Raw genomic sequence first — 26,046 nt, forward strand, 5'->3', positions numbered from 1 at the left:
GGGGCGGTTACATGAAAAAAATATATATCGTCTCTATTTGTCTGGCTCTCTTGATGAGTATCCTGGCGTTTTCGGGTTGCGGATTTCAGGACGAAGAAGCCGAAGGCGATAGTGTAGTTTATGTGTATAACTGGGGTGACTATATCGACCCCGATACACTGGAACAGTTTGAAGAAGAAACGGGGATACACGTCGTCATGGATGAATTCGATACCAATGAAAGTATGTATCCCCTGGTAGCAGCCGGTGCGGTACGGTACGATGTCATCTGTCCGTCGGACTACATGATCCAGAAGATGATCAAACACGATCTCCTGCAGCCTCTCGATTTCTCCCGTCTTCCCAATGCCCGCCAGTACGTGGGACAGGTGTTTTATAAGCAGTCGGAGACGTTCGATCCGGGAAACATCTATTCCGTGCCGTACTGCTGGGGAACGGTTGGAATCCTGTACAACCGCACCATGGTCGATGATCCTGTAGACAGCTGGGATATTCTCTGGAATGAAAAGTATAAGAATGAAATCCTCATGCAGGATTCGCCCCGCGATGCTTATATGGTAGCCCTGAAGCGGCTGGGGTATTCTCTGAATACGACAAACCCGGATGAAATGCGTCAGGCCCGGGATATGCTCATTGCTCAGAAGCCGCTCGTCCAGGCGTATGGCATCGATGATGTCAAAGATAAACTCGTCTCCGGGGAAGCCGCCATGGGTGTCATCTTTTCCGGAGAAGCCCTGCGTATGATGCTGGAAAATGAAGACCTGGCCTACGTCGTGCCCAAAGAAGGGACCAATCTCTGGATTGATTCGTGGGTAATCCCTAAAAATGCGGCCCATGTAGAAAATGCCCATGCCTTCATCGACTTCATGAGCCGGCCCGATATTGCCCTTAAAAATTTTGAATACCTGACATATTCGACACCGAATACAGCCGTTCCGGAAATGGAAGAGGATGAAGACTATAAGGATAATCCCGTCGTATTCCCACCGCCGGAAGTTTACGAAGGACAGGAAACGTATCAGGATCTCGGTGAAGACGGCGACAAGATGTACAATGAAGGATGGATACAGGTAAAAGTGTATTAAACCTGTAACATAAAGGATGGTATAATAAGGTCATAGTAAAGGAGGGTGATGATGATGAAACAACACTTGAAAGTTATGGCTGCCCTGGCCTGTCTTATGGGGCTGGGGAGTCCAGCTGTCATGGCGGCCAGCTGGACGGATACGCTGCAGCAGCTGGCAAAGAGCGTGCCGGCAGTCAGTCAGGTTTTAAAGGAAACAGGAATTTCGTCTACTGTACCGGTACCGGGCACTGCTGCGACGACAGGAACGACGACAACTCAGAGCGGGACAGAACCGGCTGGAACGGAAAAACCGGCTGTACAGGCATCTCATCTGGAAGTCGTGCTGCTCATCGATAAGAGCGGGTCCATGAAAGGCCTGGAAGAAGATACGGTAAAAGGCTACAATTCCATGCTGGCCAAAGAACGGCAGTTGTCGGTGCCGACAAATGTGACGACCATCCTGTTCAGCAGTGATCACGAAATCCTGGCGGACCGTAAGCCGATTTCTGAGGTGCCCGATATGACCCTTGATTCGTATAAGGTCCGTGGCGCGACGGCATTGTACGATACTATTGGCGATGCCATCGAAAAAACAGAAGCGGTCAAAGGCATCGATGATACGGGCAGCAAAGTCCTGTTTGTCATCATCACGGACGGACTGGAAAACTACAGTCAGACCTATGACCAGGAAAAAGTCAGGAAACTGATTGATGCCCAGGAAGAAAAAGGCTGGGAATTTGTCTTTATCGGTGCCAATATGGATGCTGAAAAGGAAGCGGATACGATCGGCATCAAGAAAGAAAATGCCGCGACCTATGAAAATAGTGAAAAAGGCGTTCAGGCCAACTATCAGGCCGTATCCCAGATGGTACACAGCCTGGCTGCGACATCGAGCCTGGTCGGATCCCCCTGGAAAAATTCTATCGTACCGGGAAAATAGATGGATGCAGAAAAGAGAGTGCCCCGTGACCGTATCATGGTTCATGGGGCAGATTTTTTACTCTCCATCTGACTTTTTAACTTTAACCTTTTGACATTTACATTGGGAGGCGTATAATAATAGGTGAAAAGAAAAGTGCTATTTCGGTTTCCAAAAAGAGGAGATGGAATGCCATGAAAAGATTGACACACGAAGTACAAAAGAAAACGGTAGGATTGATTGTAGACCGCATTATGTCAGAAAAAAATCCGGAAGACCGGAGAAAGTCATTGAAACACTTGTCCTTTGTTATGGAACATCTTTTTGGCGACTTATTTGAAAAAGAATCCTTTGAAGAAGCCCGCCGTCTGATTGATGAAGATGGCAAATGGTTCCATTTTTTGGACCATGCGTTGAACACGCTCAACCCGAATATCGTCAAAACGGCTGTCATGGATCTGGGATTTGAAGCCGGTTTTTATGGGCTCCGTGCCCGTAATGCCGCAAAAGCGAAATATCACTGTAATATCCCCTGGGCTATTCTTTTTGATCCGACCAGTGCCTGCAATATGCATTGTATCGGATGCTGGGCTGCCGAATACGGCCATACGCTGAATCTGTCCTTCGATGTGATGGATAAAATCGTGACCCAGGGCAAGGAACTGGGCTGTCATTTCTATCTGCTGACCGGCGGGGAACCACTCGTCCGCAAAGCCGATATCATCCGCCTCTGCCGTAAACATCCCGATTGCGAATTCCATGCGTTTACCAATGGGACCCTCATTGACGATGCCTTTTGTCATGAAGTGACCGATGTAGGCAATCTGAGCTTTTCCCTCAGTGTCGAAGGATACCGGGAAGTCAACGACAGCCGCCGCGGTGCCGGTCATTTCGATAAGGTCATGCATGCCATGGATCTGCTCCGGGAACACGGCATCGTCTTTGGCACGTCTATCTGTTACACCCGCAAGAATATTGAAACGGTTACATCCGATGATTTTCTCGACCTGCTGATCCGTAAGGGCGCTTATTTCACCTGGTATTTCCATTATATGCCTGTCGGTAACGACGCGTCACCAGACCTGATGCCGACGAAGGAACAGAGAGCCTGCATGGTACGCCGTGTCCGCGAAATCCGCAGTGTCAAAGGCGGTAAACCTATTTTTGCCATCGATTTCCAGAACGACGGTCAGTATATTGACGGATGTGTAGCCGGTGGCCGGAACTATTGCCATATCAACCCCAATGGTGACGTGGAACCGTGTGTATTCATCCATTATTCCAGTGCCAATATCAAGAACCAGAGTCTGCTCGAATGTCTGCAGCAGCCTTTGTTCAAAGAATACGCCAAAGGCCAGCCGTTTAACCACAATCATCTGCGTCCGTGCCCGATGCTGGAAAACCCGCAGTATCTGGCAGCTATGGTCAAACGGAGCGGGGCGAAATCGACGGATCTGATTTCGCCGGAATCGGCAGAACACCTGTGCGCAAAGTGTAAAGAATATGCGAAACAGTGGCAGTCTGTAGCAGATACGCTGTGGAAAGAAATCCAGGAAAAAGGAAAACATGATATAGAACAAAAGAAAGACCCCTTACCGAAATGCGGTTGATGGGATAAACAGAACGACGATGCCGTACGGAGCAATCACTGCTTCGTACGGCATCGTCATTTTTATATCAGAAATCAAGGGATTTCTTCATGCTCTTTATGGATTGGTTGATGGATTTCATGCTCTGGTCCAGGCTCTTTATATTGCGGCCTATGGCGGCCTGTGTTTCTTTGCTTTCCTTATAGTTGTCGAGACCGCGGAATTCTGTCGTTTTCCCGCTTTCGGCGTCGCGGATCCGTACCGGGCTGATCTGGACATCGCCGTCTACGATGTGCAGGGCATCGGTTGCGATATCGCCCATGTCAGTGCTGATGACGACATCATAGAAATCAAGCTCGTGATAGCGGTTATTGAAGCGCCCGGAAATGGAATTGAAATGGAGAGGGAAATAGTAGCCGCTGCCAGACTGGAATGATCCATAAGCACTGAGGTGACGGGGATTGCCGTCGCAGCGCATAGTGATATCCATGGCGACGAGAGTCCGGAATTTCATGTCGTGCAGAGCCGTACTGCTGTTAAGGTCTTCCCCGTGCCCATATATGTTGTAGGCCCGGGTTTCCAGATTATAATCGCCATAGGCATCGAGTGTGCCGCCGTATACCTTTGCTTTAACCTGAGTGAACTGGAGCAGGGAATCACGGTAATAGACATCGCCTGATACATCGGTAAAACGCAAAGCCGGCAGATTCAGCCGTTCCATATGGAGGCGGCCCCGCGCTTCCGGCTGGTCCAGCGGTCCTGTAGCGTGAAATGTCAGCGTCATCTGGTCGTGGATGTTATCGCCAAAGCCCAGGGAAGATGGATCTACGTTAACGATATCCGTGTGCAGATCTATCGTAGGGATTTTAGTAGTCAGGTCGATTTTTCCCTTGATGGCGATGCCGTCGCCTACGGCCGTGCCGGCAAACCGTCCGGTAGAGACCTGGATATCCGCCCGTTTTCCCGTATATACGCCGATATGGGCATTGACGCTTTCCATGATGTAATGGCGGCTCATGTGATACGATTCCAGCTGGCAGTTGTGTAGATCCAGAGAGGCATGGAGCTTCTGGCCATTCCAATTAATATTGCGGATGCGGTCCTGAAAGGAACGGGGCTGTTTTTTTTCTGTGCCGTCCTTCTTTTCTTCATCCTGGGTCAGGATATCCAGGTGATTCTTTTCATCGAAGTATGCGACGATTGTCGCATCATTGAGGGTGATGTTGGTCAGTGTCGTCGATTTGATGGAACGGGTAATGATGTCCCAGGGACGTACGCTGAGACTACCGTCGGGAACGTAGAGAATGAGATGTCCGTCCGGGTCTTTCCAGACCAGATTGGTAAACTGGACATACCCTGTAATGTGCGGTGCCAGTGTTTCTACGGTAACGGTACCGCGGAGCATAGTCTGGCGGGCCATGGTGTGATTGAACAGGCGGGCTGCGCCGTGAATGGCTGCAAATACCAGAGCACAGAAGAGGACAGAACAGAAAATGAGGACAATCAGCGTCCGCTTCAGTGCCTTTTTATGCTGGCAGCACCCTTTCTTCACTGCATTGAATCCGTTCAATCTGGCTGCCTTCTCCGGACAGATGCCGGAGGTAATTGTATGATGGAATTCATGGTCCTCACCTCGTTGTAAGCATAGCATGGGACGCCCTTTTTTGCAATGCGGAAAGGAGTACACAATCCGGCCCCTTTATGGTATAGTAAATACGATATACTATAATAGAAAATGACGGGAGTGATATGAGATGATTCAGACGATTTATCTGGCAGGTGGCTGTTTCTGGGGTCTGCAGAAATTTTTAGATCAATTTGACGGTGTACAAGAAACGGAAACGGGGTATGCTAATGGCCGGACAGTAATGCCGACTTATGAAGACGTAAAATCCCAGCGGACCGGTCATACAGAAACAGTCAGGGTAACCTATGATGATGAAATATTGCCGACGGGACAATTGCTGGATTATTATTTTATGGTCATCGATCCGCTGTCGGTGAATAAGCAGGGGGAAGATGAAGGTATCAATTACCGGACGGGGATTTATTATGAAAACCCTGCCTTATTGACCGATATCCGCAAAGTCGTCAATCACGTAGCGGAAAAAGTGGGCCGTTCCCTGGCCGTCGAAGTGCTGCCGCTGCAGAATTTCTTCAAAGCAGAAGAATATCATCAGAAATATCTGGATAAAAATCCCGGCGGATACTGTCACATCAACCCGGCTATGATGCATATCCACGACCGGATTAAAAAAGGATAATTCCTGCCTGGACGTGAACATCCCGGTGTCCGTGCACGACACCGGGGCGTTCGGGGATTATGTTGGATGTTCTATCCTAAAACCGGACAAATGTCCGGCAGGGACAGGCTGATTACGGCAGGATGGCCTTTATGCGGGCGGCGTGGCTGATCATCTTTTTTCTGCTGTTCTTTGCGCTTGTATGCGGCCATATTCATTTCAAGGATTTTTTCCATATGCATGACATACATGGTATTCGCCCCCTCTTGCGAAATACGGTAATAAAAAAACATAAAGACACGATGTGGGATAGACATCGTCGTCTTTATGTTTGAACATATTATAAATTAAACGATTAACTTTGTCAATGATAAAATATTAAAATATCAAAGGAAATGTGGAATAATGATGAAAAAAGCAATGGCAAGCGACTTTGACAACACATTGTATTTTATGTTTCTCGATGAACCGTACCGCAAGGGAGACCGGGAATCCATCCGGGATTTCCAGCAAGCAGGCGGCTTGTTTGGCGTCAGTACAGGCCGGTCTCTCCGGGGCGTGCGTCAGGCGGCCGGGGACGATGTTCATTTTGATTTCTATATCCTGGCAACGGGGGCGTTGGTTCTCGATGGCAATTTGCAGGTACTTATGAAGAAAACCGTATCCCGGGACTGCGTCGAAGAAATATATGACCGCTACGGACGACGGGCGGATACGGTCATTCAGGCCAATGATACGGTTTATACGCTGACGCCGCCTAAATTCCCGGGGCAGACACGGATCATGTCCTTTGCCGATCTGGCAGGCAGTGACATCTACGGCATCTCTTTTTATGCTGGCAGTGATGAGGCAGCCCAGTCGATTGCCAGAGATATCCAGCATGAGTATGGAAATATACTGACTGCCTATGCCAATACGAGTGTTGTCGATGTCGTAGGGGCTGACTGCTCTAAGGGAACGGGACTTATGGCAGTCAGAGAGAAGCTGGCCATCTGTACGATGGGGGCCATCGGGGACTCGTATAATGATACGCCTATGCTCAAGGCAGCCGATGTTTCTTTTACTTTCTCTTATGCGCCAGAACCGGTACAGCAGGCGGCTACCCATATTGTCTCATCGGTCCGGGAAGCGCTGGCATATTTGTAAGAGAGGCGGATTGTTTTTTTCTGGACCATTTCGTATAATAGAAACGAATAATCTGTTTTAATATTTTGGGAAAAGAGGGAACGGATATGATATTTTTAAAAAATGACTATAGCCTGGGTGCGCATCCACAGGTCTTTCAGGCACTGGCTGATCAGAATCTGACGCCCAGCGACAGTTATAGCAATGATGCATTCTGTACAGAAACGACACAGCTCGTGCGCCAGATTACAGGGCAGCCTGATGCTGACGTGCATTTCATTGCCGGTGGTACGCTGACAAATCTGGTCTGCCTGGCTGCCTTTATGCGTCCCTATGAAGCGGTCATCGCTGCCGAATCATCTCATATCTATACCCATGAAACCGGTGCCATCGAAGCGACAGGCCACAAAGTGCTGCCCGTTCCGACGACGGACGGCAAAGTGTCTCCGGAAGACGTGGACAAAGTCGTTGCCTTCCACGATATGGAACAGATGGTACTGCCCCGGGTGGTCTACATTTCCGATACGACGGAAATGGGCGCTGTCTATACGCTGGATGAATTGAAGGCCTTGCGTGCATGCTGCGACCGCCATGGACTGTATCTGTATATTGACGGGGCACGCCTGGCTATGGCACTGGGCTCTTCCTATAATGATGTCACTCTTAAGGATATGGCGGCTCTGGCAGATGCCTTTTATTTTGGCGGTACGAAATGCGGTGCCCTTTTCGGCGAAATGGTGGTCATCGTCAACGATACGCTGAAACCGCATTTCCGTGCCATTATGCGGCAGAACGGAGCTCTTTTTGCCAAAGGGATGCTCCTGGGTATCCAGTTCCAGGCACTGTTACAAGATAACCTGTATACGAAACTGGGGTGTCAGGCAGATGCGATGGGACAGAAGCTGGCTCATGGCATTGGAGCGAAAGGATATGAATTTGCTTATACGCCGGTTTCCAATATGATATTCCCTGTCATGACACGCGAAAAGGCAGCGGAACTAGCTCAGAACGTCATGTTTGAAAAGTGGCTGGATAATGCCGATGGGACACAGACTATACGGTTCGTTACCAGCTGGGCTACGACGGAAGACGATATTGATGGCCTGCTGGCCTTATTGTAATTGCCGATGAAGACATTCAGATGTACGGGAGGATGGCATGATTTCTAAGGAAGAGTTATTGAAATTACAGAACGGCAGTGATGTCCGTGGTATCGCTATTGAAGGCATAGCAGGGGAGAAGGTCAATCTTCTGCCGGAAGCGGTAAACCGCATTACTGCCGGATTTGTCACATTTCTGGAAGACCGGCTGGGGAAAAAGGCAGATCAGCTGCAGATTGCTGTGGGTCATGATTCGCGCATATCGGCAGACAAGCTGAAGGACGCTCTGTTCCAGACACTGACGGCCATGGGCGTGACGGTATATGACTGTGGTCTGGCTTCGACGCCGGCCATGTTCATGTCCATCGTCTTCCCGCAGACGAATATGGACGGATCTATCATGATTACCGCAAGTCATCTGCCGTATAATCGTAACGGCCTGAAATTTTTTACGGAAAAAGGCGGGCTGGAAAAAGCGGAAATTACCGATGTCCTGACACGGGCCGGTTCTGAACCGGTACGCAGCGGTGACCTTGCAAAGGTACAGCCACTGGATATTATTTCCCTGTATACGGCTCATCTGCGCGGACTCATCTGTAAAGCGCTGGATACGGCTGGAAGTCAGCCTCTTTCGGGGATGCATATCATCGTCGATGCCGGCAATGGCAGTGGCGGATTCTTTGCCAGCCAGGTTCTGGCGCCGCTCGGGGCCGATACGACAGGGAGCCAGTTCCTCGAACCGGACGGCCATTTCCCGAACCATATTCCCAATCCGGAAAATGCCGAAGCTATGGCCAGTATCCGCCAGGCTGTCCTCAATAGTAAGGCTGATCTGGGGCTCATTTTCGATACGGACGTTGATCGTATGAGTGCCGTCCTTTCCGATGGAGAGACTGTGAGCCGCAATGCTTTGATTGCCATGATGGCGGCTATTCTGGCACCGGATTATCCGGGCAGTACCATTGTGACTGATTCCGTGACCAGTGATGAATTGACGACGTTCCTGCAGGATCATCTGCACCTCGTCCATCACCGGTACATGAGAGGTTATAAAAATGTCATCGATGAATGCATTCGTCTCAATCAAAAGGGCATCGTATCTCCTCTGGCTATTGAAACATCCGGTCATGGCGCTCTCAGTGAAAACTATTACCTCGATGACGGAGCCTATCTGGCTGTCAAACTGATCATTGCCGCTGCCCGTGCCCGGGCACAGGGAAGCAGTCTGGGCAGTCTTATCAAAGAGTTGGGAGAACCGGCAGAAAGCAAGGAATACCGCCTTAAAATTTCTGGCGAAAAGGCAGGAGACTTTGGAAAACAAGTTCTGGAAACCGTTGAAAAGCGGGCGGCTGCAGCCGGGATTGGCATTGCCAGCCCGTCTTATGAAGGCGTACGACTCCTGTTTCCCAATGGCTGGGCCCTGCTGCGCATGTCTCTCCATGATCCCAATATGCCTCTCAACGTAGAAAGCAGGGATGTGGGTGGCTGTCGCATGATTGCCAATCAGATACGTCCCTTGCTGGCAGGCTTTGACCGGCTGGACCTCCGCGTCCTTGACGATTGATGCCATGAAACTGGAACTCTTCTTTGCTATTCTCTTTGCCCTCATGGTGCTTCAGATTCTGGGTGCCAGGCTGCAGGTACGCCAATATCAGGCGGCAGTCCGGCGTCTGCGCCAGCGGGGGAATGTAGGGATAGGCGGCAGAAAAGGCCGTTTCGGTCCGGGATGCATCGTTCTCCTTGCCTGCAGTGGCGATGGAACTATCGTAGGTGCTGAAGTCATGCAGGGCATGACCATTTTCAGCCGCTTTCGTCCTGTACCGGACCTGTATGGACAATCGGTATATAATCTGAAGGAGGAATACGAATCCCTGCCTGATAAGCGGCGTCGTCACTATAAAGGCTATGAACAGGCTGTAGATGCGCTGATCCACCGCTTGTCTGATTCCGACGAAGGTTCTGCTGAACCTGCCCCTATACAAAATAGTAATTAATAAAAATTTTCCGTTAGTAGGTATTTTCTAAATTTTAATTTTATGATATACTAAGGGTGTAAAGAAAAAACTCATTCCTTGATTATATATTGTGCAGAAGGAGGCGCCCTTATGGTAGTAGAATCGGTAAAGAAAATCAGACATATAGCGTCGGAAGTATTTAAAGGTTATGCCAATAATACGACAGGCGGCTGTTGTGGCGTGTCGCTGCCGGAAGAACAACAACAGGAACTCAAACGTCTGAAAGAAGGCGCACAGGCAAAAAGAGCTGTCAAATGACAGCTCTTTTTAAGTACCGATGCTAAACGTACGTTCATGATACGATAAGTTTCTGAAAAAAACGTTATCAGGAGAACCTGGAAACAGGAATTGACAGGAAAGAACTGATACGATAAACTGGACATGATATAACGCACGACGGGGACACCACCTAAGGTGTCAGACGCCGTGCGTTTTTTTATATGATTGTGAGGTGTGTTCAATTGCATATTATACTCAATGGGAAACCTGATACCTGTGAAGAAACGAGTTTGTCAGCCCTGAAAGCGGCCCGCGGGTCGGGACGGGAAATTACCATCGTCAATGGATTTGCTACCAGTGAGGATCTGTCCCTTCAGGAAGGCGATGAAATTTACTTTATCCCAAAAGACCGGCTGCCACCCCGGGATGCGCTGGAAGCCATGATGTGCTCCCGGCATACGCCCCGGGTCCATCACAAAGTACATGCCGGACATGTCGCAATATGCGGCCTGGGAGGCCTTGGTTCCAATGCTGCCATTTATCTGGCCCGTACTGGTGTCGGCCATCTCCATCTGCTCGATTTCGATACCGTCGATGCCAGTAACCTGAACCGCCAGTCCTATATGATCCGTGATTTGGGAGCCTATAAGACCGATGCCCTGGAAAGGCAGATACGGGATATCAACCCGTTCATCGATGTCCGGACGGACTGCGTACGTCTCACCGAAGAAAACGCTCCCCGCCTTCTACAGGATGACTGGATCATCTGCGAAGCCTTTGACAATCCTGATGCCAAGACCATGCTGGTCTACACCATATTGGAACAATGCCCGGACAAATACATCGTTTCTGCATCGGGAATGGCAGGCTATGGAGACAGCAACGATATACAGACAAAAAAAATCACCAGTCACTTTTATATCTGTGGCGACCAGAAGCGCAATGCCCGGCCCGGAAGGGGCCTCATGGCTCCCCGTGTCGCCATCTGCGCAGCCCACGAAGCCAATCTCATCGTACAACTGCTCGTAGATGAGATGTAACAATAGAAAAATTTATTGTAATAAAAGCATTTCCTGTTGTGGGAAGTGCTTTTTTTGGAACATAGTTTAATTTTAATTGGGATACATACGGCCATCAATGCGGACCATGCAAATATTATTGATAGATACGCACCTTTAGTGTATAATCACTTGACTTTTGACGAAACTTTGTTTCAGTGAAACATATGATGTCTCAAAAATAAGAGGTGACACATTTTACGGTGGTATCAGAAAAGAGCAATTCCAAGAAATATAATATTTGTCTCGTTTCTCCCGATCCCAGTATTTCCCGTACGACAGAGCAGGTTGTTCAGGAATTGGGGGATGATTTGCGCTGTAACGTGATTATCATCGATGGGAATGTAAAAACAGCTGTTAGTCATGTGAAGCCCTATGTGGAGAAGGGAATCGATGCCATTATCAGCCGGGGCGGTACGGCTATAGCATTGACCAGAGCGTATTCTCAGATGCCGGTTATAGCTATCCAGATAGAAGCGACGGACATATTAAAAGCGATACAGGGCATTCCCGATGGCACAAAAATCGGCTTTATTAGCTATAGCGAAGTGATTTATCAATATCAGGCATTGGCCGAATTGATGGGAGTTCACAAAATCACCTTTTTCCGTTTGTTTCATTTGGGAGATGAAGATACAGTTATTGAACAATATGTCCGGGATGCATGGAAACAAGGAATAGAAGTACTTATAGGGAGTATTCATGTACGGGAATATGCAAAGAAATATAATTTGCGTTTTGTCTTTTTAGAATCTGGTAAGGGGGCTATTTTACGTGCTATACGGGAAGCAGCGTCTACCATATTGGTTCGCTGTCAGGACCGTGATGAATTTAAGCTGATTTCCAATATAGTAGACTATACGTTTACTGGTACGGCTGTTTTTGACAGCCGGGGGAGGTTACAGAAGTGGAATCCTGCTTTTGCATCCATGTTCGCCGGCGAATCCGGGACGGACTGGAAAGTCCGGATCCCCCTCATTTTTTCTTCCAGCCGCCTGCAAAAGGTTTTAGATGGCTCTGTCCCTGGTGGTGGGGAAATTCTCCGTACAGAAGAACGGGATTATGCTGTCACCTGGCAGCCCGTCTGGGAAGGGGCCCAGCTGGTGCGGGCCATTGCCTTCGTTCAGCCAGTGGAGCAGGTGCAATCTTACGCGCAGTCTATCCGCAAAAAGCAGCATGGGGAAGGATTGATTGCCTATTATACACTGGATGATATGATTGGAAAATCTCTGGCCATCCGGCAGGTCAAAAGAGAGATTTTGAAATATGCCGGTACTCATTCCAACGTTTTGATTACCGGTGAATCGGGAACAGGGAAAGAAATGATTGCCCAGGCGATTCATAATCTGAGTCAGTGCAGTAAAGGACCTTTTGTGGCCATCAACTGTGGAGCTTTTACGGAAAGCCTGTTAGAGAGTGAATTGTTTGGGTATGAAGAAGGTACATTTACCGGTGCCCAAAAAGGCGGTAAAGCCGGTGTTTTTGAATTAGCTGATGGGGGGACACTGTTTCTGGACGAAATCGGGGACATGCCTTATATTTTGCAAAACCGCCTGCTCCGTGTTCTTCAGGAAAAGGCTGTCATGCGTGTAGGTGGCAGCAAAGTGATTCCTGTTAATGTCCGGATTATTGCAGCTACCAATCAGGAGCTGGAAAAGGCTATTGAAGAAAAGAAGTTCCGCCTGGATCTGTACTATCGTCTGGATGTGCTGCGTATCCGCGTACCGGCATTGCGGGAACGGGATGGAGATATTTCATTACTGGCCCGAATTTTCCTGGCTAATCTCAATAAAGAGTATGGCCGGAACAAAGAATTTGACAAAGATGTGCTGCATTATTTAACGACCCTTCCATGGCCGGGGAATATACGGCAATTAAATAATATAGTAGAGAGAATGGTGTTATTATCTGAAGGCAGAATCATCACTATGAATGATGCGGCAGAAGCGTTGGAACTGGGACATAATCCAGAAAAAGGAGCGTCTAAAAAAATTGATACAGAGCAAATAGAAGGTCTGCTCAGCGAAGGTAAGAGCTATGCAGAAATAGCGGAACTCCTGGGGGTCAGCCGCTCTACTTTATGGAGATACAGGCGCAAGAAAAAGTGAAGTATGCCGGTAATCAATCAGAAAGGAACTGAATATGGACTATAAAGTATGTGTCGTTGCGCCTAATGAGCATATTTCTCATACAGTACATGAGCTGGTGGAAGAACTAAAACACGAACTGCAGGGAAAAATTATCATCGTAAACGGAGATATGGAAAATGGTGTCCGCAATGCTAAAAGCGTCATTGAACGGGGTGTGGATGCTATCATCAGCCGTGGAGGAACAGCGTATTTATTATCACAGGTATATACCCGTGTTCCGGTTATTGCCATTCAAATCGACGCGTTGGATATATTAAAAACAGTACGCCGTATCGGTGAAGATAAACATATTGGGTTCATCAGTTATAGCAATGTCATTTATCAATACCAGGCAATGGCTGAAGTGCTGGGTGTCAATAAAATACCCTATTTTCAATTTGTCGATTACGGGGAAGAATATCGGATTGAACAATTTGTACAGGAGGCGAAAGAATGTGGTGTAGATATATTGATTGGCGGTGCCCATGTACAGGATTATGCGAAAAAGTATGGCATATCCTCTGTCTTTCTGGAATCAGGAAAGGATACGGTCCTGAAAGCAATCCGTGAAGCGGAAACAGCTATTATAGTAAGGCGGAAAGAGCAGGAAAATTTAAAAATCATTAATGATATCGTCGATCATGCTTATATAGGTATCGTCGTATTTGATAAGCATTGCCATGTAAAAAAATGGAATACGACTTTTCTCTCTATGTTTCCACAACTTTTGCAATTTGGTACGGAGAATCTGGAAGAACAAATCAGACATATTTTTGTTGCATCTCAAATAAAGGATGTATTAAAAGGGAAAATTCCCGACATGGGTGAAGTACTGAGTATAGGAAACCGTACTTATGCACTCCGTTGGCATACCATTCTGGACAAATACCGAATTACCGGGGCTACAGCCTTTATACAGGAAACGGAAGAACTGCAGTCATATGCCCGGTCCATGCGGAAAAAATTACAAGAAAAGGGATTGGTGGCCCGGTATACATTAGATGATATCGTAGGCCGGTCTCTGGCGGTCAGAAAAGTCAAAAGAGAAGCATTGAAATATGCAGGCACTCGTTCGACCGTTCTAATCACGGGAGAATCAGGTACAGGCAAAGAGATGCTGGCCCAAGCTATCCATAATTTGAGCGACCGCCGTCACGGACCCTTTGTAGCTATCAATTGTGGTGCTTTTACGGAAAGTTTACTAGAAAGTGAAATATTTGGATACGAAGAAGGGACATTTACCGGTGCAAGAAAAGGTGGGAAAGCCGGTGTTTTTGAACTGGCTGATGGGGGGACACTGTTTCTGGATGAAATCGGGGACATGCCCTACGTTTTGCAAAACCGGCTGCTCCGGGTCCTTCAGGAAAAGGCTGTCATGCGTGTAGGTGGCAGCAAAGTCATTCCTGTTGATGTCCGGATCATTGCGGCTACGAATCAGAAACTGGAACAGGCTGTGGAAGAAAAGAAATTCCGCCTTGATTTATTTTATCGCCTGGATGTACTTCGCATACGAATGCCGGCATTATGGGAACGAACCGGTGACATTCCTTTGTTGTCCCGTGTATTCCTTGCTAGTCTGAATCAAAAATACAAAACAGAGAAATCCTTTGCTCCGGAAGTTCTGCGGTTTTTAAATAGTCAGGAATGGCCGGGTAATGTCAGGCAGTTGATGAATACGATTGAACGGATGGTACTGCTTTCTGATGGATATACTATTACGTTACAAAATGTACAAGGAGTATTAGATGTCGTGCCGGATAAAGAGGCGAGTGAAGAGCATATCACACTGAATAAGATAAGAAAATTATCGAAGGAAGGGAAGACGTATAGCCAGATTGCTTCTATATTAGGCATCAGCCGCTCAACATTATGGAGATTCCGGCAAAAAGAAAAAATATGATTGAAAGATAATCGATAAATAAACCGTTACATGTTTTATGCAACGGTTTGTTTGTTTCATAGATGTCTCTTTGAACCATTACCTAATAGCATGACATACTTGCCAATGCGATAAAATGCGTATTTTTTCACATAGATATAGTTGGTATGAATATTTCATATAAATTATCGATTGCATTGTGAATGCGCAAGATACACTAAAGGAGGAGTACTGTTATGATTAATGCAATGATTATCGATGAAAAAGACAACGTTGCTGTCGTCATCGAACCGGTAAAGAAAGGGGATACGGTTTCTTATGTGGACAAAAACAAGAAGACCGTTTCTTTTACTGCTGTAGAAGACATCCAGATTTATCACAAAATCGCTATCAAGGATATCCCTGCTGATGAACCAGTTGTTAAGTATGGTGAACATATCGGCCATGCTGCACGGGATATCAAACAAGGCGAACATGTACACGAACACAATGTCAAAGCCGTTCGTGAAAATTTGGGCTAAGAGGAGGAAATCATAATGAAATTTTGGGGTTATAAACGTCCGGATGGACGCGTAGGTATCCGTAACTATGTATTAATTCTGCCGGCCAGTGTCTGTGCTTCTGATACGACCCGGATTATCGCTTCCCAGGTTAATGGCGCCGTTACCTTCAACAATCAGAACGGCTGTTCCCAGGTACCGCCTGATCAGCAGTTTACGATGGACGTAGAAGCCGGCTATGCTGCCAACCCGAACGTCTATGGTACGGTCGTCGTTTCTCTGGGCTGCGAAAACTGTCAGATGGACCTGGTAGTCAAAGCTATCCAGGAACGGACGAACAAGCCGCTCAAACAGGTCATTATCCAGGAAGAAGGCGGTACGCTGAAAGCTATCGACAAAGCGGTCCGCTATGCCAAGGAAATGGTACAGGAAGCCAGCATGCTGCGCCGTGAAGAATGCGACATGAGCAAACTCATCGTCGGTACCGAATGCGGCGGTTCCGACCCGACATCGGGCCTGGCTGCCAATCCGACTATCGGCGAACTGAGCGATCGTCTCGTTGACCTCGGTGCTACGTCTATCCTGAGCGAAACGACGGAATTCATCGGTGCTGAACATATCCTTGCCCGCCGTGGTAAAGATGAAAAAGTAAAAGAACAGATCCTCGGTATCGTACACCGTTATGAACATGCCCTGCAGCTCGTCGGCGAAGAAGTCCGCGAAGGCAATCCGAGCCCGGGCAATAAAGCCGGTGGTCTGACGACGCTGGAAGAAAAATCGCTGGGATGCATCCATAAAGGTGGCCATCGCACGATTCAGGCTGTATATGACTACGGCAAACAGGTCGATACGACAGGCCTGGTCATCATGGATACTCCGGGGAACGACCCGTCTTCTGTAGCCGGCATGGTAGCAGGCGGCTGCCAGGTATGCGTATTCTCTACGGGCCGTGGCACACCGACAGGCAATCCGATCGTACCGGTCATCAAAATCACGGGTAACAAAATTACATTCCAGAACATGGAAGACAATATCGATTATGATGCCAGCCCGGTTATCTATGGCAAAAAGACCATGGGTGAACAGGGCGATGAACTCCTGGCTATGACTATGGAAGTTGTCAATGGCAAACAGACTAAAGCAGAATCTCTGGGCTATACGGAAATGGCTATTGCCCGTGTCTGCAACTACGTCTGATATCACTATCAAATCAGGCAGAATGAAGTAGAGAAGGGCCTGTCCAACAGGCCCTTCATACTGGATATGATGAATTCATTAGAGGAGAATAGCTATGATTAAGGATTTCTTAAATAAAGTGCCTGCCGGCATGATGGTTGTTCCCATGCTGATTTCGGCTTTTATTAATACTTTTTTCCCGGACTTATTTAAAATCGGCGGCTTTACCCAGGCCGTATTTACCACAGCTGGTACGGCTGGCATCATCGGTGCCCAGCTGGTCTGCATGGGTGCCCAGCTCCGTGTCACCGAATTATTTGCCGTTGTGCGCCGTGGCGGGACGTTATTGATTTCTAAATTCCTCATTGGTGCTGCCATTGGCATTTTTGTTGGTAAAGTATTTGGTATGGATGGTATCCTCGGTCTGACGACACTGGCTATCATCAGTGCCGTTACGAATAGTAATGGTTCCCTCTATCTGGCTCTCATGTGCACCTATGGTGATGAAGTAGACCAGACCTCTATGAGCCTTCTGTCTATCAATGATGGCCCGTTCCTGACGCTGGTAGCTCTCGGCGCTTCTGGCATGGCCAACGTTCCGTTTATCGCTCTGATTGCTGTTTTAGGACCTATCATCTTCGGTATGATCCTTGGCAACCTCGATAAGAAGATGACCGAATTCCTGGCTCCTGGCGTTACTATGCTGATTCCTTTCGTCGGTATCTGCCTCGGTGCCGGTATCAATATCTCGGCTATCGTAACAGGCGGTGCATCTGGTATTCTTCTCGGTATCATTACCATCTGCATCAGCGGCCCGTTCGTCGTCTTCTGCGACCGCATGATCAACCGTCGTCCCGGGTATGCTGGCTGGGCTGTTACGACGACGGCAGGCAATGCTATTGCCGTTCCTGCTATGGTAGCAGCTGTTGACCCGACCTGGGCCCCTTATGTAGCCATTGCAACGACGCAGGTAGCAGCATCTACTGTACTTACAGCTATTTGCATTCCCTTTATCACCAGCTGGTGGGCAAAAAAATATGGTTGTCCACAAATTCCCTTGAAAAAAGAGGAACCCAAACCAGCAGAATCGTAAGTTTCTTATGATAGAATACAGTAATCTGTATTACTATAAACTATGCATTATACCACTAAGAAAAAACCGCAGTGTGAAGCAATTTTGTTTCACGCTGCGGTTTTTTCTTTAGAGTTAAACGGGACGTTCATAGGTATATTGAAACGTTTGTTCGCATATGATATAATAAAACAGAACAAATGTTCTTACACAAGGGGCGAAACAATGGGACGGACCTATGTTGCCATAGATTTGAAATCTTTTTATGCTTCTGTTGAATGCCGGGAGAGAGGGCTGGATCCCCTGACGACGTATCTGGTGGTAGCGGATCAGAGCCGTACCGATAAGACCATCTGCCTTGCCGTGTCGCCGGCTTTGAAGAGCTGGGGCATTCCCAGTAGGCCGCGGCTTTTTGAGGTCATACGGGCTGTTCAGGACATCAATGTCCGGCGAAAGGTAAAGCTGGGAAGAGGGTTTACGACGGTATCGTATGATGACCGGGATGTGCGGGCCCATCCCGATGTAGGCCTGGTATATCACATTGCCCGGCCGCGGATGGCGTTATATTTGCAGTACAGTACGAAAATTTATGGTATGTATCTTCGCTATGTGGCACCGGAAGATATCCATGTATATTCTATTGACGAAGTATTGATGGATGTGACGGCGTATCTGAGCTTGTATGGCATGACGGCCCGGGAGCTGGCAGAACGCATGGTACAGGATGTACTGCAGGAGACGGGAATTACGGCGACGGTAGGAATCGGAACCAATCTCTACCTGGCTAAGGTGGCGATGGATATCATGGCTAAGCATCTGCCCGGTGATTCCCATGGAATGCGCATTGCCAGTCTCGATGAAATTTCATACCGGCAGTTTTTGTGGCAGCACCGGCCTCTGACAGATTTCTGGCGTATCGGTCGGGGAATTGCGCAGAAGCTGGAAGAAAACGGACTATATACGATGAAAGACATTGCCCGGATTTCCCGGAAAGAGGAAGCATTTCTTTATAAATTGTTTGGCATTCAGGCAGAGCTTCTCATTGATCACAGCTGGGGATACGAGCCTTGTACGATAGAGGACATCAAACGATGGCGTCCCCAGAAACATAGTGTGGGTTCGGGACAGGTACTGCATCATCCGTATGATACGGAGAAAGCCCGCCTTATTGTCTGGGAAATGGCCGAAGCCCTGTCGCTGGAACTGGTAGACAAGGGGCTGGTGACAGAGATGCTGGTCCTGACTATTGGCTATGACCGGATCAGCCTAAAACAGGATAGGGCCTATACGGGGGATATTGTCCATGATTCCTATGGAAGAGCTGTACCCAAACATGCCCATGGTACGATACATCTGGGAGTACAAACCACTTCGACCAGACTGATTACTGAAGGAGCCGTACGTTTGTATGACCGGATTATCGAACCTCGATTATGGGTCCGACGCGTTTGTTTGACGGCTGAACATGTCAGGGATGAACGGGGTGCGTTGTATGAAATGGATACGCTGTTTGATAGTCCATCGGGGATGACCAGAGAAGAATCGGAGCGGGAACGGCGGCAGCAGCATGCGATTTTGCATATCCAGAAACGATTTGGGAAAAATGCCATCATCAAAGGACGGAATCTGGAAGAAGGAGCGACGACAAGAGACCGGAATGAACAGATAGGAGGGCATCGCGCGTGAGCGAAGAAGACGAATTATGGAGCTACCCATATGAGGGGGTGCGCTGTCATCGCCACATGTCCCGACAGGCGCGGGCAGCCCAGTTTGCTCCCTTTGCTGCATTGGAAGGGTATGAAGAGGCAGTAGCGGAGGCATCGCGATATACGGAAGATAAACCGGAATTCTCTGAAGAACAGCGGCAGGAACTGGACCAAATCTGGCAGAGTTTATGCAGACGGGGATTAGAATATTCCTGCCTGCGCATCACGTATTTTCAAGAGGATTTACGAAAACACGGCGGTATATGGCGTACGGCCATCGTGCAGTGCAAGAAACTGGACCGTATCAAACGGTGTCTGATTACCAGGGAAGGGCAGAAAATCCCTTTGGACTGCATCTATCAGGTCGGCCTGGCATGACAGGCATATCCTCGTAAAAAAACAAAAAAATCTCCAGACCCGAAAGTCTGGAGATTTCTATAAATCAGTGGTCGGAACGGCGAGATTTGAACTCGCGACCTCTTCCACCCCAAGGAAGCGCGCTACCAAGCTGCGCCACGTCCCGCTGACCTTTTAATTTTACTGAATTTGACAGCACTTGTCAAGGATATATTTCAAAATTATTTCCCCTGACATGAGAAATGGTGAACAGGGGTATGGGGGATAGAGACTTATACCCTTGTTTCGGTATAACTAATATGACATCATCAAACATTGACGGGTATCTATATAAATGATATAATCCATTACATAGATAAATATCTATGTAATGGAGGCGGTTTTATGGATATGATGGAGATTGCAAACATCAATAAAGCTCTCAGTAGTCCTGTCAGGCTGCAGATCATTGCCATGCTGGCTGATGGGGAACAGTGTGCCTGCCATATTCTGGAACGCTTTGAGATTACCCAGCCGACGCTGTCCCATCATATGCATGTCCTCTGTGACTGTCATCTGGTCCGGGACCGCAAACAAGGCCGCTGGCATTATTATGCTCTCGATGAAGAATGTATCCGTTGTCTGGCTTCGTTTTTTCAGGAACTCGTCCAACGGGAAAAGCGGGAAGGGCAGACACCTTGTGATGAATGCTGATAGGAGGAATATACTATGAATGAAATCGTAGAACAAGTCAAAGAATATTATGGTAAGGTGCTGGATGGAACGAAAGACCTCAAAACGAAAGCCTGCTGCTGTTCTTCCACGGGACTGCCTAAAGAAGTGCGGGAAGCGCTCAGCCTCATTGATGATGAAATCGTGACTCACTATTATGGCTGTGGGTCACCGATTCCTCCCCTGCTGGAGGGCATGACCGTACTGGATCTGGGATGCGGCACTGGCCGCGACGTTTACGTAGCCAGCAAACTGGTCGGCGAAAAAGGCCATGTCATCGGCGTTGATATGACCCAGGAACAGCTCGATATTGCCCTGCGCCATGAAGAAGAGCAGTACAAGCGCTTTGGGTACAGGGCCTCGAATGTGGAATTTAAAAAAGGCTACATTGAAGATTTGAAATCTCTGGGAATTGCTGATAATTCCATCGATGTGGTCATTTCCAACTGTGTCATCAATCTGTCACCGTACAAGCAACAGATATTTAACGAAATCTGGCGTGTCCTCAAACCGGGTGGTGAACTGTACTTTTCCGATGTCTTTACAGACCGCCGCATTCCCGATGAACTCTATGCCGACCCGGTACTGCACGGTGAATGCATCAGCGGTGCCATGTATTTTGAGGATTTCCGACGCATGTTAAATAAAGCGGGATTCATGGATTTCGTCTACATGTCTATCCGCAATTTTGACCTGGGGAATGAAGCGATTGAAGAAAAAGTCGGCTTTGCCCATTTTTCGGAACGGACGGTTCGGGTATTCAAACTGACTGATTTAGAAGATGCCTGCGAGGATTATGGTCAGGCAGCGGTGTACCGCGGTACGATCCCCAATCATCCCCATGCCTTTGATTTCGATATGAATAACCACTTCGTGACGGGAAAGCCCATGCTGGTCAGTGGCAATCTGGCCTCCATGCTTTCGGAAACGCGGTACGCTCCGGCCTTTACCGTCTACGGTGACCGGTCCGTCCATTTCGGTCCCTTTGGCGTTACTCCCGTGGCAGATGACGCCGGAGATAGTGGTTGCTGCTGTTAACAGAAGAGAGGAGTAGAATATACATGATTCAGCGTACGATTACGGTAGAAAAAGAAGCATGTATCCATTGTGGCTTGTGTATCCGGGACTGCGTAGCCACTTGTCTGGAATTTGACGAAGAAAAGATTCCCCGCTATCTGCCCGGAGGCGAACAGCGGTGCCTGGCCTGCCAGCATTGTATGCTCGTCTGCCCGAAAGGAGCTCTGTCCTTTGGCGGACTGCAACCGGAACAATGTGGTACTGTATCCTATGGGAATCATGAAGAGTTGCTGAAGCTGATAAAATCGCGGCGTAGCACCCGGGCTTATAAAAAAGAAGATTTGTCACAGGAACAGCTGGACAAACTTACGGAAATGCTGGCGTATGCGCCGACAGGGGTCAACGCGCCATCTGTTCGTTTTTCTCTGGTAGCGACGCGCAAAAAAATGGATAAAATCCGGAAGATTACATACGATTGCCTGAATACTGTTCGTGCCGATTCGCCTCTTTTTATCATAAAAGAAATGGCAGAAGCCAGCAAGCGGGCAGGGAAGGATCTGGTATACCGGGGAGCTCCGGCCTTAGTTGTCGCTTCTGTCGATACAAAAACGGCGGCATCGGTCTGCCAGACCGTCGATCCGGTCATTGCCTTATCGTACCTGGAACTTTATGCCGCCAGCCTGGGACTGGGCACGGTCTGGGACGGCATTGCCGTAGCACTGGCCCAGACATTTCCTGAAATCGAAGCGCAGTTCCAGATCCCCCAGGGATGCAAACTGAGCTTCCTGATGGCGCTGGGAATCCCGGACATTTCCTACCAGCGGACGCCCCAGAGGACAACCGACCGGATTACCATCATCCGATAACACTATTTTGATGAACTATGAAAAGAGCTGTCTTGCGGGGGCAGTTCTTTTTTGTATATAATGAGATTATAACAATAGTGAATATCAAATCATGATATATACGAAAGGGGATGTTGTTATGGAAAATGCTGTCATAGGGATTCTTATTCCCTTTGTTGGAACGTCTTTGGGAGCGGCCTGCGTCTATGCCATGAAGCAGGAATTGGACCGCCAGGTCCAAAGGGGGCTGACGGGCTTTGCGTCGGGTGTCATGATCGCTGCTTCAATCTGGAGTCTCCTGATTCCGGCCATGGAAGAATCGGCGCCGTTGGGGAAATTCGCTTTCGTGCCGGCTGTGGCCGGGTTCTGGCTGGGCATCTTCCTGCTCCTGACCCTGGACCGGCTGGTACCGCATCTGCACATGTACAGCGAGGAGGCTGAAGGGCCACACAGCCATTTGCAGCGGACGACGATGCTCGTTTTGGCCGTGGCGTTACACAATATCCCCGAGGGCATGGCTGTCGGTGTCGTCTATGCGGGTCTCCTGGCCGGTCAGACGGGTATCAGTACTGCCGGGGCATTGGCCTTGTCGCTGGGCATCGCTTTGCAAAACCTGCCCGAAGGGGCTATTATCTCCATGCCGCTCAAGGCCGCCGGTGTGGGCAGGCATAAAGCCTTTCTCGGAGGCGTCTTATCGGGCATCGTAGAACCCATCGGAGCGGCCCTGACCATCGCACTGACGGCCTTCATCGTTCCGGTCCTGCCTTATCTCCTCAGTCTGGCCGCCGGGGCCATGTGCTACGTCGTCGTCGAAGAACTCATTCCGGAAATGTCGGCTGGCGAACACTCCCATATGGGCGTCCTGTCCTTTGCCCTGGGATTCACACTGATGATGGCCCTGGATGTGGCCTTGTCGTGAGATGTTTTTCATGAAGGAAAAGAGGTATCAGTGTGAAAGTACGCATTACCGATGAATTAGCCCAGCAGATTGTCGATTCAGCCAAGGTAGTCGTCGGCTGGGACGTCAATTTTATTGACTGTCATGGGCAGATTATGGCCAGTACCGATGACAAGCGCATTGGGACGTATCACAAGGCCGGCCACGCCGCCGCCCGGACCGGTCAGGTCCAGACCGTACAGGATGACCGGCCGACAGATGGTGTCAGTAAGGGCGTCAATTATCCGATTATCATGGATGGACTGGTACTGGGTGTAGTCGGGATTACGGGAGAACCAGCTGTTGTCGGCCAGTATGGTTTTTTGCTGACGAAAATATGCGAGGTATTTCTCAAGGAATACCGGCTGAGCCAGGAGGTGTTCAGCGAAGAAGAACACCGCAGCCGTCAGGTCATGGCTCTGATTTATCATGACGAAGACATGGTGCAGCAGCTGGCTGAAGACCAGCCGGCATTGGCGGGCAGCCAGTATGTCGCAGTGGTGTTCCGCTGGCATGAAGGTACACGCCGGGCCGGGGATTTCCGCCAGAAGATGGCAGAGGATTGCCAAAGCCTGGGGATAACCTTATACACGTATATTTATCCCAGTACCGTTGTCGTGCTCATTCCCAGCAAGGTCTATCCGGATTGGGACCGGAAACTGCCACGCTGGAAAGAATGGTTCTACCCGGGCATTTTTGCAGGAATCGGGACAGAAGAATCATTTCACCGTATCCACGAATCGTACCGTTTTGCCAAAATGGCCTTGCAGTCGGCAGAGGACCGACAGATTTTCTGCGTTCATGCCGACGAGATGAAGTTAGCTTTCTTGCTGCAAAGCCTGGATGGCCCGATACGCCGCCGCTATCAGAAGGACATTTGTCAGCATTTGACAGAACGAGATATTCATCTGCTACAGGTCTATTACCAACAGAATTTATCCATACAGGAGACGGCGCGGATTCTCTGTATCCATAAAAATACTCTGCAATACCGGCTGAAACGGATTGGTGAGGCGACGGGGCTCAATCCGCGGGTATTCCACGATGCCGTGACGCTTTACATTGCTACCCTTCCATGGCTTTAAGCACAAAAATACGATATATTTTTGTGCTTTATAACATAGGAAGATCATCCTCTTTTTGCTACACTGTAGGCATAGAGAAATACAGTCTTACGAGTTCGCACATAGAGGAGAGAGTATCATGAAAGTCGTCGTAGCCATTGATTCCTTGAAAAATAGTCTGACTTCTGTTGAAGCTGGCCGGGCCATTGAAGCCGGTATCCGCAAAGCTTATGGCGGTCATCCCGTCCAGGTCATCGTCAAGCCCCTGGCTGACGGTGGGGAAGGAACCGTTGAAGCCCTCGTCGATGGACTGGGCGGACAGCTCCGCTATGTCGGTATCCAGGGACCTTTAGAGGAAGTTGTGTCCTGCCCGTATGGTTACCTGCCGGGAATGGAAGCGGCCGTCATTGAAATGGCCGGTGCAGCCGGACTGGGATTGGTGCCGGCAGAACAGCGCAATCCCCTGCACACGACGACGTATGGTGTCGGCCAGGTCATGGCGCAGGCCATGGAAGCCGGCATACGCCACTTCATTATCGGTCTGGGCGGCAGCTCGACCAGTGATTGCGGCGTCGGCATGCTCCAGGCTCTGGGTTATATTTTCTGCGATGATCAGGGAAAGCCGGTCGGCACAGGCGGACAGGAAGTAGGGCGCATTGCCTCTGTCGATGATTCCCGGGTCCTGCCGGCACTGAAAGACTGCACGTTCGACGTTGCCTGTGATGTGACCAATCCGTTATTCGGGAATTGGGGCGCTGCCTATATCTTCGGGCCTCAGAAAGGTGCGTCGCCACAGGATGTCAAAGTACTGGACGATGCCAGCCGGTCCTTTGCCGCCGTAACCCAGATGTATACCGGCCATGATTTCAGCCAGACCGCCGGTGCCGGCGCGGCTGGTGGCATGGGCTTTGCTTTCCTGGCGTATCTGCACGGACGTCTGCGCTCAGGAATCCAGATTGTCCTCGATTCCATCCGCCTGGCCGATGCTGTCAAAGATGCCGATTATGTCATCACTGGCGAAGGACGCCTCGATGCCCAGACGGCCATGGGTAAGGCCCCCATCGGCGTAGCGAAACTGGCCAAACAGTACGGCGCCAAAGTCATCGCTCTGGCAGGATGCACGACGGCTGATGCAGTCGAATGTAACCGGCAGGGTATCGATGCTTTCTTTTCTATCGTCGATAAAGCCATGCCGCTGGAAGAAGCCATGAATAAGGAAACGGCCCTGCGCAATATGACCAACACAGCGCAGCAGGTCTTTAACCTTATCCGTGCTGTCGGCTGACTTAAGATGTCCTAATTGTATAAATTCAAGGAGA

At 49.0% G+C, this 26,046-nt stretch carries 25 protein-coding genes and 1 tRNA gene; 23 read left to right on the top strand and 3 right to left on the bottom strand.

The window, feature by feature from the left end; genetic code table 11:
• Positions 1–11: 11 nt before the first annotated feature.
• The 3 genes from B2U90_RS10845 to B2U90_RS10855 all read left to right on the top strand — a co-directional run bounded on the left by B2U90_RS10845 (position 12) and on the right by B2U90_RS10855 (position 3,595).
• Positions 12–1,085 carry an ABC transporter substrate-binding protein gene (locus B2U90_RS10845; RefSeq protein ID WP_083237048.1) on the top strand — a complete coding sequence of 358 codons (1,074 nt, stop codon included), beginning with the start codon at positions 12–14 and terminating at the stop codon, positions 1,083–1,085.
• A 48-nt stretch (positions 1,086–1,133) separates the two neighbouring features.
• Positions 1,134–2,006, top strand: coding sequence for a vWA domain-containing protein (locus tag B2U90_RS10850; RefSeq protein ID WP_170087947.1), 873 nt, complete (start codon positions 1,134–1,136; stop codon positions 2,004–2,006).
• A gap of 173 nt (positions 2,007–2,179) precedes the next feature.
• Positions 2,180–3,595: a radical SAM protein gene (locus tag B2U90_RS10855; protein WP_292017785.1), complete on the top strand. Its 1,416-nt coding sequence runs from the start codon at positions 2,180–2,182 to the stop codon at positions 3,593–3,595.
• Between the two features lie 67 nt (positions 3,596–3,662).
• Here B2U90_RS10855 and B2U90_RS10860 read toward each other — a convergent pair whose 3' ends face one another.
• Positions 3,663–5,144, bottom strand: coding sequence for a hypothetical protein (locus tag B2U90_RS10860; RefSeq protein WP_170087945.1), 1,482 nt, complete (start codon positions 5,142–5,144; stop codon positions 3,663–3,665).
• Positions 5,145–5,328: 184 nt separating this feature from the next.
• On the opposite strand from B2U90_RS10860, the gene msrA reads away from it, so the two are divergent.
• Positions 5,329–5,838: a peptide-methionine (S)-S-oxide reductase MsrA gene (gene msrA, locus B2U90_RS10865; RefSeq protein ID WP_059075484.1), complete on the top strand. Its 510-nt coding sequence runs from the start codon at positions 5,329–5,331 to the stop codon at positions 5,836–5,838.
• A gap of 71 nt (positions 5,839–5,909) precedes the next feature.
• Here the strand turns inward: msrA and B2U90_RS10870 are convergent, their stop codons facing one another.
• A complete protein-coding gene (locus tag B2U90_RS10870) occupies positions 5,910–6,068 on the bottom strand; it encodes a hypothetical protein (RefSeq protein WP_292017786.1) in 159 nt (52 codons plus the stop codon).
• A gap of 154 nt (positions 6,069–6,222) precedes the next feature.
• Here B2U90_RS10870 and B2U90_RS10875 point away from each other — a divergent pair, with 154 nt between their 5' ends.
• The 13 genes from B2U90_RS10875 (at position 6,223) to B2U90_RS10935 (ending at position 20,174) form a co-directional block, all read left to right on the top strand.
• Positions 6,223–6,963 carry an HAD hydrolase family protein gene (locus tag B2U90_RS10875; protein ID WP_059075483.1) on the top strand — a complete coding sequence of 247 codons (741 nt, stop codon included), beginning with the start codon at positions 6,223–6,225 and terminating at the stop codon, positions 6,961–6,963.
• A gap of 86 nt (positions 6,964–7,049) precedes the next feature.
• Positions 7,050–8,063, top strand: a complete 1,014-nt coding sequence (locus B2U90_RS10880; RefSeq protein ID WP_292017787.1) for a threonine aldolase family protein — start codon at positions 7,050–7,052, stop codon at positions 8,061–8,063.
• A gap of 37 nt (positions 8,064–8,100) precedes the next feature.
• Positions 8,101–9,606, top strand: a complete 1,506-nt coding sequence (locus tag B2U90_RS10885) for a phosphomannomutase/phosphoglucomutase (RefSeq protein WP_292017788.1) — start codon at positions 8,101–8,103, stop codon at positions 9,604–9,606.
• A gap of 4 nt (positions 9,607–9,610) precedes the next feature.
• Positions 9,611–10,036 carry a transcriptional regulator GutM gene (locus B2U90_RS10890; RefSeq protein ID WP_059075514.1) on the top strand — a complete coding sequence of 142 codons (426 nt, stop codon included), beginning with the start codon at positions 9,611–9,613 and terminating at the stop codon, positions 10,034–10,036.
• 111 nt (positions 10,037–10,147) lie between these two features.
• Positions 10,148–10,315, top strand: coding sequence for a hypothetical protein (locus B2U90_RS10895; protein ID WP_172793314.1), 168 nt, complete (start codon positions 10,148–10,150; stop codon positions 10,313–10,315).
• A 203-nt stretch (positions 10,316–10,518) separates the two neighbouring features.
• Positions 10,519–11,316, top strand: coding sequence for a sulfur carrier protein ThiS adenylyltransferase ThiF (thiF, locus tag B2U90_RS10900; protein ID WP_292017789.1), 798 nt, complete (start codon positions 10,519–10,521; stop codon positions 11,314–11,316).
• 221 nt (positions 11,317–11,537) lie between these two features.
• Positions 11,538–13,442, top strand: coding sequence for a sigma 54-interacting transcriptional regulator (locus B2U90_RS10905; protein ID WP_292017790.1), 1,905 nt, complete (start codon positions 11,538–11,540; stop codon positions 13,440–13,442).
• 34 nt (positions 13,443–13,476) lie between these two features.
• Positions 13,477–15,363 carry a sigma-54-dependent Fis family transcriptional regulator gene (locus tag B2U90_RS10910; RefSeq protein ID WP_292017791.1) on the top strand — a complete coding sequence of 629 codons (1,887 nt, stop codon included), beginning with the start codon at positions 13,477–13,479 and terminating at the stop codon, positions 15,361–15,363.
• A gap of 215 nt (positions 15,364–15,578) precedes the next feature.
• Complete coding sequence (locus B2U90_RS10915; protein WP_059075476.1) at positions 15,579–15,863, top strand: UxaA family hydrolase; 285 nt, start codon at positions 15,579–15,581, stop codon at positions 15,861–15,863.
• Between the two features lie 15 nt (positions 15,864–15,878).
• Positions 15,879–17,039, top strand: coding sequence for a UxaA family hydrolase (locus B2U90_RS10920; protein ID WP_292017792.1), 1,161 nt, complete (start codon positions 15,879–15,881; stop codon positions 17,037–17,039).
• A gap of 94 nt (positions 17,040–17,133) precedes the next feature.
• The gene (locus B2U90_RS10925; RefSeq protein ID WP_059075474.1) at positions 17,134–18,111 is read left to right on the top strand and encodes a 2-keto-3-deoxygluconate permease; all 978 of its coding nucleotides are present in this window, start codon (positions 17,134–17,136) and stop codon (positions 18,109–18,111) included.
• A gap of 204 nt (positions 18,112–18,315) precedes the next feature.
• Positions 18,316–19,776 (top strand): DNA methylase, encoded by a 1,461-nt coding sequence (locus B2U90_RS10930; RefSeq protein ID WP_292017793.1) that lies wholly within the window; start codon positions 18,316–18,318, stop codon positions 19,774–19,776.
• On the top strand, positions 19,773–20,174 hold the full coding sequence (locus B2U90_RS10935; RefSeq protein WP_170087937.1) for a hypothetical protein: 402 nt from the start codon (positions 19,773–19,775) through the stop codon (positions 20,172–20,174). Before B2U90_RS10930 ends, B2U90_RS10935 begins: the two co-directional genes overlap by 4 nt.
• Positions 20,175–20,242: 68 nt before the next feature.
• Here B2U90_RS10935 and B2U90_RS10940 read toward each other — a convergent pair.
• Positions 20,243–20,319: transfer RNA gene (locus B2U90_RS10940), tRNA-Pro, on the bottom strand.
• Between the two features lie 218 nt (positions 20,320–20,537).
• Between B2U90_RS10940 and B2U90_RS10945 the strand changes: the two genes are divergently transcribed.
• The 6 genes from B2U90_RS10945 (at position 20,538) to B2U90_RS10970 (ending at position 26,012) form a co-directional block, all read left to right on the top strand.
• On the top strand, positions 20,538–20,846 hold the full coding sequence (locus B2U90_RS10945; RefSeq protein ID WP_059075471.1) for an ArsR/SmtB family transcription factor: 309 nt from the start codon (positions 20,538–20,540) through the stop codon (positions 20,844–20,846).
• A gap of 15 nt (positions 20,847–20,861) precedes the next feature.
• On the top strand, positions 20,862–21,902 hold the full coding sequence (locus B2U90_RS10950) for a methyltransferase domain-containing protein (RefSeq protein WP_292017794.1): 1,041 nt from the start codon (positions 20,862–20,864) through the stop codon (positions 21,900–21,902).
• 23 nt (positions 21,903–21,925) lie between these two features.
• Entirely contained in the window at positions 21,926–22,747 is an 822-nt protein-coding gene (locus B2U90_RS10955; protein WP_292017795.1) for a nitroreductase family protein, read from the top strand.
• 118 nt (positions 22,748–22,865) lie between these two features.
• The gene (locus B2U90_RS10960; RefSeq protein WP_075581411.1) at positions 22,866–23,645 is read left to right on the top strand and encodes a ZIP family metal transporter; all 780 of its coding nucleotides are present in this window, start codon (positions 22,866–22,868) and stop codon (positions 23,643–23,645) included.
• A gap of 32 nt (positions 23,646–23,677) precedes the next feature.
• On the top strand, positions 23,678–24,748 hold the full coding sequence (locus B2U90_RS10965) for a CdaR family transcriptional regulator (protein ID WP_170087934.1): 1,071 nt from the start codon (positions 23,678–23,680) through the stop codon (positions 24,746–24,748).
• A 118-nt stretch (positions 24,749–24,866) separates the two neighbouring features.
• Positions 24,867–26,012 (top strand): glycerate kinase, encoded by a 1,146-nt coding sequence (locus B2U90_RS10970; protein ID WP_292017796.1) that lies wholly within the window; start codon positions 24,867–24,869, stop codon positions 26,010–26,012.
• Positions 26,013–26,046 lie beyond the last annotated feature (34 nt).

This window comes from Megasphaera sp. UBA4233, assembly GCF_002395615.1.
In the GTDB taxonomy this organism is placed as follows: Bacteria; Bacillota; Negativicutes; order Veillonellales; family Megasphaeraceae; genus Megasphaera; species Megasphaera hexanoica.